This is a genomic window from Pseudomonas sp. P65(2024) (assembly GCF_057480955.1).
On sequence record NZ_JBLIYX010000006.1, the window covers coordinates 200351 to 214624 of the forward strand.

11 protein-coding genes are annotated in these 14274 nt (G+C 64.0%); 1 reads left to right on the forward strand and 10 read right to left on the reverse strand.

Features of this window, described 5'->3' with window-relative positions; all coding sequences use genetic code 11:
* Positions 1-78 precede the first annotated feature (78 nt).
* The gene (locus AC25MA_RS11700) at positions 79-1047 is read left to right on the forward strand and encodes a LysR substrate-binding domain-containing protein (RefSeq protein ID WP_028690657.1); all 969 of its coding nucleotides are present in this window, start codon (positions 79-81) and stop codon (positions 1045-1047) included.
* Here the strand turns inward: AC25MA_RS11700 and ispD are convergent.
* The 10 genes from ispD to lpxB all read right to left on the reverse strand — a co-directional run bounded on the left by ispD (position 986) and on the right by lpxB (position 14273).
* Positions 986-1693, reverse strand: coding sequence for a 2-C-methyl-D-erythritol 4-phosphate cytidylyltransferase (ispD, locus tag AC25MA_RS11705; protein WP_028690658.1), 708 nt, complete (start codon positions 1691-1693; stop codon positions 986-988). The two genes, AC25MA_RS11700 and ispD, sit on opposite strands and share 62 nt — an antisense overlap.
* The gene (ftsB, locus tag AC25MA_RS11710) at positions 1690-1971 is read right to left on the reverse strand and encodes a cell division protein FtsB (protein WP_011535259.1); all 282 of its coding nucleotides are present in this window, start codon (positions 1969-1971) and stop codon (positions 1690-1692) included. The genes ispD and ftsB overlap by 4 nt, the downstream gene beginning before the upstream one ends.
* Positions 1972-2128: 157 nt before the next feature.
* On the reverse strand, positions 2129-3418 hold the full coding sequence (gene eno, locus AC25MA_RS11715; protein ID WP_028690659.1) for a phosphopyruvate hydratase: 1290 nt from the start codon (positions 3416-3418) through the stop codon (positions 2129-2131).
* Positions 3419-3570: 152 nt separating this feature from the next.
* Positions 3571-4416, reverse strand: a complete 846-nt coding sequence (gene kdsA, locus AC25MA_RS11720; RefSeq protein ID WP_028690660.1) for a 3-deoxy-8-phosphooctulonate synthase — start codon at positions 4414-4416, stop codon at positions 3571-3573.
* 3 nt (positions 4417-4419) lie between these two features.
* Entirely contained in the window at positions 4420-6048 is a 1629-nt protein-coding gene (gene pyrG / locus AC25MA_RS11725; protein WP_028690661.1) for a CTP synthase, read from the reverse strand.
* A gap of 270 nt (positions 6049-6318) precedes the next feature.
* Positions 6319-7602: a tRNA lysidine(34) synthetase TilS gene (gene tilS / locus AC25MA_RS11730; protein ID WP_028690662.1), complete on the reverse strand. Its 1284-nt coding sequence runs from the start codon at positions 7600-7602 to the stop codon at positions 6319-6321.
* A 157-nt stretch (positions 7603-7759) separates the two neighbouring features.
* Positions 7760-8707: an acetyl-CoA carboxylase carboxyltransferase subunit alpha gene (locus AC25MA_RS11735; RefSeq protein WP_028690663.1), complete on the reverse strand. Its 948-nt coding sequence runs from the start codon at positions 8705-8707 to the stop codon at positions 7760-7762.
* A 105-nt stretch (positions 8708-8812) separates the two neighbouring features.
* Entirely contained in the window at positions 8813-12337 is a 3525-nt protein-coding gene (gene dnaE / locus AC25MA_RS11740) for a DNA polymerase III subunit alpha (protein WP_062361385.1), read from the reverse strand.
* A gap of 183 nt (positions 12338-12520) precedes the next feature.
* Positions 12521-13144 carry a ribonuclease HII gene (rnhB, locus tag AC25MA_RS11745; protein WP_069016708.1) on the reverse strand — a complete coding sequence of 208 codons (624 nt, stop codon included), beginning with the start codon at positions 13142-13144 and terminating at the stop codon, positions 12521-12523.
* 1 nt (position 13145) lies between these two features.
* A complete protein-coding gene (lpxB, locus tag AC25MA_RS11750; protein WP_028690666.1) occupies positions 13146-14273 on the reverse strand; it encodes a lipid-A-disaccharide synthase in 1128 nt (375 codons plus the stop codon).
* Position 14274: the final 1 nt, after the last annotated feature.

Genomic DNA, 14274 nt, shown 5'->3' on the forward strand with positions numbered 1-14274 from the left:
GGCTTGCAGTGTAATTCACCGCCTTTTGATGAATAATCCAGCCACTCACAAAACATTATTGCTACACAGGGATAATCCATGAGCAGCCGCTGGGAAGGCATCGACGAGTTCGTCGCGGTGGCCGAATCAGGTCAGTTCACCGCCGCCGCCGAACGACTTGGGGTGTCGTCCTCGCACATCAGCCGGCAGATCGCCCGCCTGGAGGAACGCCTGCAGACACGTTTGCTGTACCGCAGCACCCGGCGGGTGACCCTGAGCGAAGCCGGGCAGACCTTTCTCCAGCACTGCCAGCGCCTGCAGGACGGCCGCGAGGAGGCGCTGCGGGCCATGGGCGACCTGGCCAGCGAGCCCAAGGGCCTGCTGCGCATGACCTGCGCGGTGGCCTATGGCGAACGCTTCATCGTGCCCTTGGTGACACGCTTCATGGCGCAGTACCCACAGTTGCGGGTCGAGGTGGAACTGAGCAACCGTACCCTCGACCTGCTGCACGAAGGCATGGACCTGGCGATCCGCCTGGGACGGCTGCAGGATTCGCGGCTGGTGGCCACGCGCCTGGCGCCTCGGCGCATGTACCTGTGCGCGTCGCCGGCCTACCTGGAGCGCTATGGTCGACCGCACAGTCTGTCGGAGCTGGCGCGGCACAACTGCCTGGTGGGCAGTTCGGACCTGTGGGCGCTGCAGCAGGAGGGACGCGAGATCAGCCAGCGGGTGCAGGGCAACTGGCGCTGCAACAGCGGCCAGGCGGTGCTGGACGCGGCGCTGCAAGGCATGGGGCTGTGCCAGTTGCCGGACTACTACGTGCTCGAGCATTTGCACAGCGGCGCGCTGGTGTCGTTGCTGGAGGGCCATCAGCCGCCGAATACGGCGGTGTGGGCGTTGTATCCACAGCAACGGCATCTGTCGCCGAAGGTGCGCAGGTTGGTCGACTACCTGAAGGAAGGGTTGGCACAGTTGCCGGAGTATCGCACCACTCCCCCGCAGGCGCTCAGCGGCGCCCGGCCCAGCGCTGGCGCAGCCACTCCAGGTCTTCCGGACGGGTCACCTTGATGTTGTCGCTGCGCCCTTCGACCAGGCGCGGCGCATTACCGGCCCATTCGATGGCCGACGACTCGTCGGTGACCGCCACATCGGATACCAGGCACTCGGCCAGCGCCCGATGCAGCATGCCAAGGCGGAACATCTGCGGGGTGTACGCCTGCCAGACGGTGCTGCGATCGACCGTGGCCGCCACCCTGCCCTCGCCGTCGGCACGCTTGAGCGTGTCCCGGGCGGGAACGGCGAGCAATCCGCCGACGGGATCTTCAGCCAGGGCTGACAGCAATTTGTCCAGATCGCTGCGCGCCAGGTTCGGCCGCGCGGCGTCGTGCACCAGCACCCAGTCGTCATCCGATGCACCCTGTGCGTGCAGCAGCAACAGCGCATTGAGCACCGAATCGGCGCGCTCGCGACCGCCCGGGGCGCGCTGGATGCGTGGATCGCTGGCGCAGCGCAGGCCGGGCCAGTAAGGGTCTTGTTCGGCAATGCTGACCACCACGCCCTTGAGCATGGGATGGTCGAGGAAACAGTCGAGGCTGTGCTCGAGAATCGTCTGCCCGCCCAGTTGCAGGTACTGCTTGGGACGGTCGGCAGCCATGCGGGCACCAACGCCCGCGGCGGGAATCACGGCCCAGAAGGCCGGCAGTTCATGTGTCATTTCTGCGGCAGCTGGTAGAGGGTTTCGCCCTCCTTGACCATCCCCAGTTCATGACGAGCCCGTTCTTCCACGGTCTCCATACCTTTCTTCAATTCCAGGACTTCAGCGTCGAGCACGCGATTGCGCTCCAGCAGGCGCTCGTTTTCCGCATGCTGGTCGGCGATCTGCTGCTTGAGTTCGGTCACTTGCGCCAGGCTGCCATTGCCTACCCAAAGGCGATATTGCAGGCCGCCGAGCAGCAGGAGCAGGACGAGGAACAACCAATAGGGACTGCGCATGAAGATATCCAGGGTAAAAAAGGCCGCCGCAGCGAGCTTCCGATAGCACGAAGCCTGGCCGAGGCCAGGCTTCGTCGACAGAAACCCGTGGAAACGACCGAACGATCAGTACGAACGTTCAGCCGGCCCCGGCTGCTGCCTTTTTACCATCTCTTGCTCAGCCGCGAAACTCGGCACGACCGCGATATACAGCCTTGGCGCCCAGTTGCTCTTCGATGCGCAGCAGTTGGTTGTACTTGCTGACGCGGTCGGAACGGCACAGCGAACCGGTCTTGATCTGACCGGCTGCGGTACCCACGGCCAGGTCGGCGATGGTCGAATCCTCGGTTTCACCGGAACGGTGCGAGATCACCGCGGTGTAGCCGGCGGCCTTGGCCATCTGGATGGCTTCCAGGGTCTCGGTCAGCGAGCCGATCTGGTTGAACTTGATCAGGATCGAGTTGCCGATGCCCTTCTCGATGCCTTCCTTGAGGATCTTGGTGTTGGTCACGAACAGGTCGTCGCCAACCAGTTGCACCTTGGCACCGATCTTGTCGGTCAGGATCTTCCAACCGGCCCAGTCGGACTCGTCCAGGCCGTCTTCGATCGAGATGATCGGGAAACGCTCGGTCAGGCCCTTCAGGTACTCGGCGAAGCCTTCGGCGTCGAACGACTTGCCTTCACCGGACAGGTTGTACTTGCCGTCTTCATAGAATTCGGAAGCCGCGCAGTCCAGGGCCAGGGTCACGTCGGTGCCCAGCTTGTAGCCGGCCTTTTCGACGGCTTCGGCAATGGCTGCCAGGGCGTCTTCGTTGGAAGCCAGGTTCGGCGCGAAGCCACCTTCGTCACCGACGGCGGTGTTCAGGCCACGGGCCTTCAGTACAGCCTTGAGGTGGTGGAAGATCTCGGTGCCCATGCGCAGGCCATCGGAGAAGGTCTTGGCGCCAACCGGCTGCACCATGAACTCCTGGATGTCGACGTTGTTGTCGGCGTGCTCGCCGCCGTTGATGATGTTCATCATCGGCACCGGCATGGAGTACTGGCCCGGGGTGCCATTGAGGTTGGCGATGTGGGCGTACAGCGGCAGGTCCAGGTCCTGAGCGGCGGCCTTGGCGGCGGCCAGGGATACTGCCAGGATGGCGTTGGCGCCCAGCTTGGCCTTGTTCTCGGTACCGTCCAGCTCGATCATGGCACGGTCCAGGGCTTTCTGGTCGGCCGGGTCCTTGCCCAGCAGCAGGTCACGGATCGGGCCGTTGATGTTGCCGACGGCCTTCAGCACGCCCTTGCCCAGGTAACGGCTCTTGTCGCCATCACGCAGCTCCAGCGCTTCGCGCGAGCCAGTGGAAGCACCCGACGGCGCGCAGGCGCTGCCGATGATGCCGTTGTCGAGCAGTACATCGGCTTCCACAGTGGGGTTGCCACGCGAATCGAGAACTTCACGACCTTTGATGTCGACGATCTTTGCCATTGTTGTAAGCACTCCAGAATTGACGAAAACAACGCAGCTTTGGGAATTCTTGCCGTTCACCAGGCGACATGGCACGGGCAGGCCTGGCGAAGGGAGCCCCTGACCGAAAGGTCAGGGGTGGAACGGGCGGTACTTTACCCGAGAAACGAGCTTTACGCGGTTTCTACCGTCGGAAAACTTTTCACCAGGTCGTCCAATTGCTTGAGCTGGGCCAGGAACGGCTCCAACTTATCCAGGCGCAGGGCACACGGACCGTCGCACTTGGCGTTGTCCGGATCCGGGTGGGCCTCGAGGAACAGGCCCGCCAAGCCCTGGCTCATGCCAGCCTTGGCCAGGTCGGTGACCTGGGCGCGGCGGCCGCCGGCGGAGTCGGCGCGACCACCTGGGGTTTGCAACGAATGGGTCACATCGAAGAACACCGGGTACTCGAACTGCTTCATGATGCCGAAGCCGAGCATGTCCACGACCAGGTTGTTGTAGCCGAAGCTCGAACCGCGCTCACAGAGGATGAGCTGGTCGTTGCCTGCCTCGACGCACTTGGCGAGGATGTGCTTCATCTCGTGGGGCGCGAGGAACTGCGCCTTCTTGATGTTGATCACGGCACCGGTCTTGGCCATCGCCACGACCAGGTCGGTCTGGCGCGACAGGAAGGCCGGCAGCTGGATGATGTCGCACACCTTGGCCACCGGCTCGCACTGGTAGGGCTCGTGCACGTCGGTGATCACCGGCACATTGAAGGTCTGCTTGATCTCCTCGAAGATCTTCAGGCCTTCTTCCATGCCGGGGCCGCGGTACGAGTTGACCGACGAACGGTTGGCCTTGTCGAAGCTGGCCTTGAACACGTACGGGATGCCGAGCTTCTCGGTCACCCGCACGTACTCCTCGCAGACCTTCAGGGCCAGGTCACGGGACTCCAGGACGTTCATGCCGCCGAACAGGACGAACGGCTTGTCGTTGGCGATCTCGATGTTACCGACGCGAATGATCTTCTGAGTCATGGATCAGGCCTTGTTCTTCTGTGCCAGGGCCGCCTTGACGAAGCCGCTGAACAGCGGGTGGCCGTCACGCGGGGTCGAGGTGAACTCCGGGTGGAACTGGCAAGCAACGAACCAAGGGTGGTCCTTGGACTCGACCACTTCGACCAGCGCGCCGTCCTCGGAACGGCCGGAAACCACCAGGCCGGCGTCGACCAGTTGCGGCAGCAGGACGTTGTTGACTTCGTAACGGTGACGGTGGCGCTCGGTGATCACGTCCTTGCCGTAGCAGTCGTGAACCTTGGAGCCGGCCGCCAGCTGGCAGTCCTGGGCGCCCAGGCGCATGGTGCCGCCCAGGTCGGAGGCTTCGGTACGGGTCTCGACCGCGCCGGTGGCATCGGCCCATTCGGTGATCAGGCCGACAACCGGGTGGCCGCTGTTGCGGTCGAACTCGGTGGAGTTGGCGTCTTTCCAACCCATCACGTTGCGGGCGAACTCGATCACGGCCACCTGCATGCCCAGGCAGATGCCCAGGTACGGGACCTTGTTCTCACGGGCATATTGCACCGCGGTGATCTTGCCTTCGACGCCGCGCAGGCCGAAACCGCCCGGGACCAGAATGGCATCGGCGCCTTCGAGCAGGCTGGTGCCCTGGTTCTCGATGTCCTCGGAGTCGATGTAACGCAGGTTGACCTTGGTGCGGTTGGTGATGCCGGCGTGGCTCATCGCTTCGATCAGCGACTTGTACGCGTCCAGCAGCTCCATGTACTTGCCGACCATCGCGATGGTCACTTCCTGCTCAGGGTTGAGCTTGGCATCGACGACCTTGTCCCACTCGGACAGGTCGGCGCTGTTGCACTGCAAGCCGAAGCGCTCGACGACGAAGTCGTCCAGGCCCTGGGCGTGCAGTACGCCTGGGATCTTGTAGATGGTGTCGACGTCTTCCAGCGAGATCACCGCACGTTCTTCGACGTTGGTGAACAGCGCGATCTTGCGACGCGACGAGGCATCGACCGGGTGGTCGGAGCGGCAGATCAGCACATCGGGCTGCAGGCCGATGGAGCGCAACTCCTTGACCGAGTGCTGGGTCGGCTTGGTCTTGGTCTCGCCGGCAGTGGCGATGTACGGGACCAGGGTCAGGTGCATCAGCATGGCGCGCTTGGAGCCCACTTCGACGCGCAGCTGGCGGATCGCCTCGAGGAACGGTTGCGACTCGATGTCGCCCACGGTGCCGCCGATCTCGACCAGCGCGACGTCGGCATCGCCGGCGCCCTTGATGATGCGGCGCTTGATCTCGTCGGTGATGTGCGGAATGACCTGGATGGTCGCGCCCAGGTAATCACCACGGCGTTCCTTGCGCAGCACGTGCTCGTAGATGCGGCCGGTGGTGAAGTTGTTGTTCTGGGTCATCGTGGTGCGGATGAACCGCTCGTAGTGGCCCAGGTCAAGGTCGGTCTCGGCGCCGTCGTGGGTGACGAATACTTCACCGTGCTGGAACGGGCTCATGGTGCCCGGGTCGACGTTGATGTACGGGTCCAGCTTGAGCATGGTGACTTTGAGCCCCCGCGCTTCCAGGATGGCCGCCAGGGAAGCCGAGGCAATGCCTTTCCCCAATGAAGAAACAACACCGCCCGTGACGAATATGTAGCGCGTCATGAAAAACCCTAGAAGTCTGCGTTAAGGCGGCATGGGCCGCCGGAGAAAGCGAAGGAAGGCCGAAGCCCCCGATCACCTGCGTCAATCACAGTGCATCTCGAAAAACTGCCGCGTCTGTACAGACCAGGGGTGTCCCCGGCATGGAGCTCGCTCGTCATTTTAAGAAATCAGCCCAGCAAAAAACTGCTTGGTAATCGGCAACCTCTGTGATTTTGCGCAACCCACAGAAGCTGTATCAAGAAGGGAGGGTAGTCTACCCGAATGTACCCTTCAGCTCAAACCTTGCACGTTCGTCGGCGGCTGCCAGTGCAACTGACAATCCGCCTGCGCCAGCTCGGGCAGGTTGGCCACCGCGAGCAACTGCTCGCCGCGATACAGCAGCGGCAGTCGCGGGCGCACGAAGTGCGGGACCTGCAGCTCGTTGAGCAGGCGCTTGAGATCGCGCCGACCGCGACCAGGCAGTTGCATGATCTCGCCGCCCTGGCGGTAGCGGATGTGCAGGCCTTCACCCAACGGGGCCGACATCAGGCGGACACTGCCATTACCCGGCAGGCGCAACGGTTGCCCGCTGTCCAGCCAGGGGTAATTACCCGACACCGCAGCCAGCCAAACGCCATTTAGCCACCAGATACGTCCATGGCTGCGATGCAGTTCGCCATCGGTCAGGCGCCAGACCGGGCAGGCATCGGCCGCCGCGTCGCGCAGATCGTTCCAACCGGCCCAGTGGCGGCTGTCGGGCAGGCGGGTGCGCTGGCTGAGCCAGAACTGCAGGGCATTGCGCTGGCGCGCTGGGGACATCGCGGCGAGCACCTCGAGGCTGAGCGAATACAGCTCCAGCCAGGGCAGCGGCGCATTGTCACAGGCGATCGCCAGGTCGCTGGCGGCCAGTTCGTCCAGCAGGCCCATCGCCTCGCCCAGGTGTTCGGCACTGCGTGCCAGATTGGCTTCGGCCTGTGGCCAGCGCTGGCGCAGGATTGGGAAGACCTCGCCGCGCAGGAAGTTGCGGGCAAAGGCTGTATCGCTATTGGAAGGGTCGTCGACCCATACTAGCCCGTGCATGTCGGCGTAGGTCTGCAGTTGCTGGCGCGACAGCCCCAGCAATGGGCGCACCAGGCTGCCCTGCCCTAGCGGCCGCTGTTGCGGCATGGCGGACAAGCCACGCAGGCCGGCGCCGCGCAGCAAGCGAAACAGCAGGGTCTCGGCCTGATCGTCACGGTGCTGGCCGGTGAACAGCACTTCGCCTAGGCCCAGCCGTTTTTCGAAGGCGTCGTAGCGGGCGTTGCGGGCCGCCTGTTCGAGGCTGGCACCGGGGGCAACCTGGACAGGAAGCACATCGAGTTCGACACCCAGTGCAGCACACACCGCTCGGCAGTGATCGGGCCAGGCATCGGCGGCGGCTTGCAGGCCGTGATGGACATGGATGGCGCGCAGAGGGGGCGCGGGGTGGTTGCGGGTGTAGTCGGCGAGCTGGTGCAGGAGGACGGTGGAGTCCAGGCCACCGGAGAAGGCGACGTACCAGGCGGGGGCGTTGAGCCAGGGGGTGAGGTTGAGCATCAGGGCCTCACAGGACTTGAGATCGCCGGGGGCGCCTTGCGCCCCTTTCGCGACACAAGGCCGCTCCCACAAGATGGCGTCAGTTTCGAATACTGCGCAATCCTGTGGGAGCGGCCTTGTGTCGCGAAAGGGCCGCGAAGCGGCCCCCCGGAATCCATCAGAGGCCGTAGCTCATCAGGCGATCGTAACGGCGCTTGAGCAGCGCGTCGTTGTCGAGCTTGCCGAGCATGTCCAGCTGTTCGATCAGATCGGCGCGAACATTGGCCGCCATCTTCGCCGGATCGCGGTGGGCGCCGCCCAGCGGCTCGGGGATGACCTTGTCGACGATATTCAGGCTCTTCAGGCGCTCGGCGGTCACGCCCATGGCCTCGGCGGCATCGGCCGCGCGGTCGGCGGTCTTCCACAGGATCGAGGCGCAACCTTCCGGCGAGATCACCGAGTAGGTGGAGTACTGCAGCATGTTCAGCTGGTCGCACACGCCGATGGCCAGTGCGCCGCCGGAACCACCCTCACCAATCACGGTGGCGATGATCGGCGTCTTCAGGCGCGCCATCACGCGCAGGTTCCAGGCAATGGCCTCGCTCTGGTTGCGCTCTTCGGCGTCGATGCCCGGGTAGGCACCCGGGGTGTCGATGAAGGTCAGGATCGGCATCTTGAAACGCTCAGCCATTTCCATCAGGCGACAGGCCTTGCGGTAGCCTTCAGGGCGCGGCATGCCGAAGTTGCGGCGTACCTTTTCGCGCACCTCACGGCCCTTCTGGTGACCGATGACCATGACCGGCTTGTCGTTCAGGCGCGCGGTGCCACCGACGATCGCGGCGTCGTCGGCAAAGTGACGGTCGCCGTGCAGCTCCTCGAACTCGGTGAAGATGTGGTCGATGTAATCGAGGGTGTACGGGCGGCGCGGGTGACGGGCCAGACGGGCGATCTGCCAGCTGGTCAGGTTGCCGAAGATGCTCTCGGTCAGGGTGCTGCTCTTGTCCTGCAGACGGGCAATTTCATCGCTGATGTTCAGCGAGTTGTCGTTGCCCACCAGGCGCAGCTCTTCGATCTTGGCTTGCAGGTCGGCAATCGGCTGTTCGAAATCGAGGAAATTCGGGTTCATAGGCTTCCGTCTTGGGTCTACGGCCAGGCGGCCGGCCGGTTGATCCGTTTGGCGCCTTACCTTAAGGGATCAGGCGCATAAAGGTCGAGATTAAAATGCGTCGTTTCAACGGTATTGCAGGAAGACGTTCTCACGCCCGAACTGGTCACGCAGTGCCTGAATCAGCCCATCGGCCGGGTCGATCGACCACTGGTCGCCAAACTGCAGCATGGCCTTGGCGTCGCTGCCGGTGTACTCCAGGGTGATCGGGCAACCACCACGGTGCCGGGTGATCAGCTCGCCCAGCCATTTCAGACGATCGCCCTTGAGCGCGTCGTGACCAACCTTCAGGCGCAGGCTCTCGGCCAGCTTGGTCCGGGCATCCTCCATGGTCATCACGGTCTTGACCCGCAGGCGCAGGCCGCCGGAGAAGTCGTCGTTGCTCACCTCCCCCTCCACCACCACCATGGCGTCGGTCTGCAGCAGGGCCTGGGCGCCCATGAAGGCATCGGCGAACAGCGAGGCCTCGATGCGCCCGGAACGGTCATCCAAGGTGACGAAGCCCATCTTGTCACCCTTTTTGTTCTTCATCACCCGCAGGGCAATGATCATGCCGGCGATGGTCTGGGTGTCGCGGGCCGGTTTGAGGTCGACGATGCGCTGGCGGGCGAAGCGGCGGATCTCGGTCTCGTATTCGTCGATCGGGTGGCCGGTCAGGTACAGGCCAAGGGTGTCCTTTTCACCCTTGAGGCGTTCCTTGAGCGTCAGCTCGCGCACCTTGCGGTGGTTGGCGTAGACGTCGACATCCGCCTCGTCGAACATGCCGCCGAACAGGTCGACGTGACCACTGTCCGCAGTATGGGCGGCCTGCTCGGCAGCCTTGACTGCCTCGCCCAGCGCCGACAGCAAGGTTGCACGGTTGATGTCGATGTTGGCCTGATAGGCCTTGATCTCGTCATGGAAATGCGGCCCCAGGCGGTCCAGCGCACCACTGCGGATCAGCGCGTCGAGGGTCCGCTTGTTGACCCGCTTGAGGTCGATACGCTCGCAGAAGTCGAACAGGTCCTTGAACGGGCCGCCCTGGGCGCGGGCCTCGACGATTGCCTCCACCGGCCCCTCGCCGACGCCCTTGATCGCGCCCAGGCCATAGACGATACGGCCATCGTTGTTGACGGTGAACTTGAAGTCCGAGAAGTTCACGTCCGGCGCGTCCAGGCGCAGCTTCATGCTGCGCACTTCCTCGACCAGCACCACCACCTTGTCGGTGTTGTGCATATCCGCCGACAGCACCGCGGCCATGAACGGCGCCGGGTAGTGGGTTTTCAGCCAGGCGGTCTGGTACGACACCAGGCCGTAGGCGGCGGAGTGGGATTTGTTGAAGCCGTAGCCGGCGAATTTCTCTACCAGGTCGAAAATGTTACCGGCCAGGTCCGCATCGATGTTGTTGGCCACGCAGCCTTCGATAAAACCACCGCGCTGCTTGGCCATTTCCTCGGGCTTTTTCTTACCCATGGCCCGGCGCAGCATGTCGGCGCCACCGAGGGTGTAGCCGGCCATCACCTGGGCGATCTGCATCACCTGTTCCTGGTACAGGATGATGCCGTAGGTAGGCGCGAGTACCGGTTTCAGACCTTCGTACTGGTAGTCGGAGTGCGGGTAGGCCAGTTCCGCCCGGCCGTGCTTGCGGTTGATGAAGTCGTCCACCATGCCCGATTGCAACGGGCCCGGACGGAACAGCGCCACCAGTGCGATGAGGTCTTCCAGGCAGTCGGGCTTGAGCTTCTTGATCAGCTCCTTCATGCCCCGGGATTCGAGCTGGAACACCGCCGTGGTTTCGGCTTTCTGCAGCAGCTCGTAAGTCTTGCGGTCGTCCAGCGGGATGAAGTCGATGTTGACGTCGGGCAGGTTCTTCTTGGCCTGCTCGCGGTTGATGATCTCCATCGCCCACTTGATGATGGTCAGGGTCCGCAGGCCGAGGAAGTCGAACTTCACCAGGCCCGCAGCCTCGACGTCGTCCTTGTCGAACTGGGTCACCAGGCCACCGCCCTCTTCGTCACAGGCAATCGGTGAGAAGTCAGTGAGCTTGGTCGGCGCGATCACCACGCCACCGGCGTGCTTGCCGGTACCGCGGGTGACACCTTCGAGCTTGAGCGCCATGTCCCAGATCTCGCGGGCATCCTCGTCGCCCTTGAGGAAGTCGCGCAGGATCTCTTCCTGCTCGTAGGCCTTCTCCAGGGTCATGCCCACTTCGAACGGGATCATCTTCGACAGGCGGTCGGCCAAGCCGTAGGACTTGCCTTGCACCCGCGCCACGTCGCGCACCACCGCCTTGGCGGCCATGGTGCCGAAGGTGATGATCTGGCTCACCGCGTTGCGGCCGTAGGCTTCGGCCACGTAGTCGATCACCCGGTCACGGCCATCCATGCAGAAGTCGACGTCGAAGTCAGGCATGGAAATACGTTCTGGGTTCAGGAAGCGCTCGAACAGCAGGTCATAGGCCAGCGGGTCGAGGTCGGTGATCTTCAGTACATAGGCCACCAGCGAGCCGGCACCCGAGCCCCGGCCCGGGCCAACCGGCACGTCGTTGTTCTTCGCCCACTTGATGAAGTCCATAACGATCAGGAAGTAACCGGGGAAGCCCATCTGGATGATGATGTCCAGCTCGAACTTCAGGCGGTCCAGGTAGACCTGGCGCTTCTCTTCGTAATTGGGCGTGGTCTCTTTCGGCCAAAGCACCGCCAGGCGCTCCTCCAGGCCTTCGTGGGAGACGTGACGCAGGTAGTCGTCGATGCCCATGCCGTTGGGCGTCGGGAAATCGGGGAGGAAGTATTTGCCCAGCTGCACGGTGATGTTGCAGCGCTTGGCGATCTCCACGGTGTTGGCGATGGCGTCCGGCAGGTCGCTGAACAGCTCGGCCATCTCTTCGGGCGACTTGAGGTACTGCTGGTCACTGTAGCCGCGCGGGCGGCGCGGGTCGTCGAGGGTCCAGCCCTCGCCAATGCACACGCGGGTCTCGTGGGCGTCGAAATCCGACTGTTTGATGAAGCGCACGTCGTTGGTCGCAACCAGCGGGGCGCCGAGCTTGTCGGCCAGGGCCACGGCGGCGTGCACGTACTCTTCGTCACCGGCGCGATTGGTACGCTGCAACTCGACATAGAAGCGGTCCGGGAACATGCCCATCCAGTCGCCGAGCAGGGCTTCGGCTTCGTCCTGGCGACCGGCCATCAGGGCCACGCCAATATCGCCTTCCTTGCCTGCCGACAGGGCGATCAGCCCCTCGCTGGCCGGGGCAATCCAGTCGCGCTGGATGATCACCAGGCCGTTGCGCTGGCCGTCGGTCCAGCCTCGGGAGATCAGCTCGGTGAGGTTGCGATAGCCCTTGGGATTCATGGCCAGGAAGCAGATGCGCGACAGCGGCGCCTCGGAATCGGCCCCGGCCAGCCACAGGTCGGCGCCGCAGATCGGCTTGATGCCGGCGCCCATGGCGGTCTTGTAGAACTTCACCAGCGAGCACATGTTGCTCTGGTCGGTGATTGCCACCGCCGGCATGTTCATCCCGGCCAGGGCCTTGGCCAGCGGCTTGATCCGCACCAGGCCGTCGACCAGGGAGAATTCGGAGTGCACGCGAAGGTGAACGAAGGAGACCGACATGGAGGATCCTGTAGCAGTGCTGAACGACAAGGGCGGGATTGTAGCGTATTGCTCTTCGCTTGCCTCGCCTGGAGGTCAGCGGTTGGTTGCAGAATGCATCGCGGGGCAAGCCCGCTCCCACGCAGCCGATTCCAGTGCAGGCTTGGCGTGGGAGCGGGCTTGCCCCGCGATGAGTGGCGCCGATCAGATCAGCGAAGTGGAAATGCCTTCACGGGCTTCCCATGCGGCCCGAACCGGCGCGAACGAACGCCGATGAATGGGCGTCGGCCCAAGCCGGGCCAGGGCCTCAAGGTGCACTGGAGTCGGATACCCCTTGTGCCCGCCGATCCCATAACCCGGGTAGATCAGCTCGAACGCGCTCATCTCGCGGTCGCGGGTGACCTTCGCCAGGATCGATGCAGCGGCGATCGCCGGCACCTGCGAGTCACCCTTGACCACAGGCGCAGCCGGTACCGAAAGCTTCGGGCAACGGTTGCCGTCGATCAGCGCCATTTTCGGTGTGATGTGCAACCCTTCGACCGCACGCTGCATGGCCAGCATGGTCGCATGGAGGATGTTCAGTCGGTCGATTTCCTCGACCTCGGCGCGAGCGATGCAGAAACTCAGCGCCTTCTCGCAGATCTCGTCGAACAGCGCGTCGCGCTTGGCCTCGGTGAGCTTTTTCGAGTCGTTCAGGCCGAGGATCGGTCGGCGCGGGTCGAGAATGACCGCCGCGGTGACCACCGCGCCGCACAGCGGGCCACGGCCCACTTCATCGACGCCGGCTACCAGCTCTTCAACCAGGTTGAAATCCAGTCCCATCTGCATCTCAGCGGTCCTTCAACAGGGCGAGCACCGCGTCGGCCGCCTGATTGGAGGCGTCGCGGCGCAAGGTGCGGTGGATCTGGTCGAAGCTGTCGGTCTGCTGCGAGCCGTCCTTGACCAGCGGCGCCAGGGTCTGTGCCAGGGCTTCGCTGGTAGCGGCGTCCTGCAACAGCTCCGGTACCAGCAGGCGCTGGGCCAGCAGGTTGGGCAGCGACACGTACGGGCTCTTGACCATGCGCTTGAGGATCCAGTAGGTCAGCGGCGCCAAGCGGTAGGCCACCACCATCGGTCGCTTGTACAGCATCGCTTCCAGGGTGGCGGTGCCGGAGGCGATCAGCACCGCGTCACAGGCGGCCAGCGCCTGGTGCGAGCGGCCATCCAGCAAGGTCAGTGGCAGTTCGCGCCCTTCGAGCATCTGCTCGACCTGAGCGCGCCGGGCGGCATTCGCGCACGGCAGCACGAAGCGCACGCCGGGCACCAGCTCGCGCAAGCGCTGGGCGGCATCGAGGAACAAAGCTCCCAGGCGCCCTACCTCACCGCCCCGGCTGCCAGGCATCAACGCGATCACCGGGCCTTCGGCCAGGCCCAGTTCGGCACGCGCCGCGCCACGGTCGGCCTCCAGGGGAATCGTGTCCGCCAGCGGATGGCCAACGAAACGCACCGGCACGCCCTGCTCTTCATAGAAGCGCGCCTCGAACGGCAGCAGGGTGAGCATCAGGTCGCAGCCCTCGCGAATTTTCAGCACGCGCTTCTGCCGCCAGGCCCAGACCGACGGGCTGACGTAATGCACCGTCTTGATTCCGGCCTGACGCAGCTTGAGTTCGATATTGAGGGTGAAATCGGGGGCATCGATACCGATGAACACGTCGGGCTTTTCGCCGATCAGTGTGTGGATCAGTTCCTTGCGCCGCTTGAGCAGCTCGCGCAGGCGCCCGAGCACCTCGACCAGGCCCATGACGGCCAGGCGTTCCATCGGAAAGTAGGAGGTCATGCCCTCGGCTTCCATCAAGGGACCGCCAACACCGATGAACCGCACATCGGGATGACGTGCCTTGATAGCGCGCATCAGGCCGGAACCGAGAATGTCCCCGCTGGCCTCGCCGGCGACCAGCGCCACGCAGAGCTGGGCCATA

What these genes read in the sequence shown, in the direction of transcription:
- AC25MA_RS11700 (WP_028690657.1), top strand. Translation starts at nt 79, where the DNA reads ATGAGCAGCCGCTGGGAAGGCATCGACGAGTTCGTCGCGGTGGCCGAA.
- ispD (WP_028690658.1), bottom strand. Translation starts at nt 1,693, where the DNA reads ATGACACATGAACTGCCGGCCTTCTGGGCCGTGATTCCCGCCGCGGGC.
- ftsB (WP_011535259.1), bottom strand. Translation starts at nt 1,971, where the DNA reads ATGCGCAGTCCCTATTGGTTGTTCCTCGTCCTGCTCCTGCTGCTCGGC.
- eno (WP_028690659.1), bottom strand. Translation starts at nt 3,418, where the DNA reads ATGGCAAAGATCGTCGACATCAAAGGTCGTGAAGTTCTCGATTCGCGT.
- kdsA (WP_028690660.1), bottom strand. Translation starts at nt 4,416, where the DNA reads ATGACTCAGAAGATCATTCGCGTCGGTAACATCGAGATCGCCAACGAC.
- pyrG (WP_028690661.1), bottom strand. Translation starts at nt 6,048, where the DNA reads ATGACGCGCTACATATTCGTCACGGGCGGTGTTGTTTCTTCATTGGGG.
- tilS (WP_028690662.1), bottom strand. Translation starts at nt 7,602, where the DNA reads ATGCTCAACCTCACCCCCTGGCTCAACGCCCCCGCCTGGTACGTCGCC.
- AC25MA_RS11735 (WP_028690663.1), bottom strand. Translation starts at nt 8,707, where the DNA reads ATGAACCCGAATTTCCTCGATTTCGAACAGCCGATTGCCGACCTGCAA.
- dnaE (WP_062361385.1), bottom strand. Translation starts at nt 12,337, where the DNA reads ATGTCGGTCTCCTTCGTTCACCTTCGCGTGCACTCCGAATTCTCCCTG.
- rnhB (WP_069016708.1), bottom strand. Translation starts at nt 13,144, where the DNA reads ATGCAGATGGGACTGGATTTCAACCTGGTTGAAGAGCTGGTAGCCGGC.
- lpxB (WP_028690666.1), bottom strand. Translation starts at nt 14,273, where the DNA reads ATGGCCCAGCTCTGCGTGGCGCTGGTCGCCGGCGAGGCCAGCGGGGAC.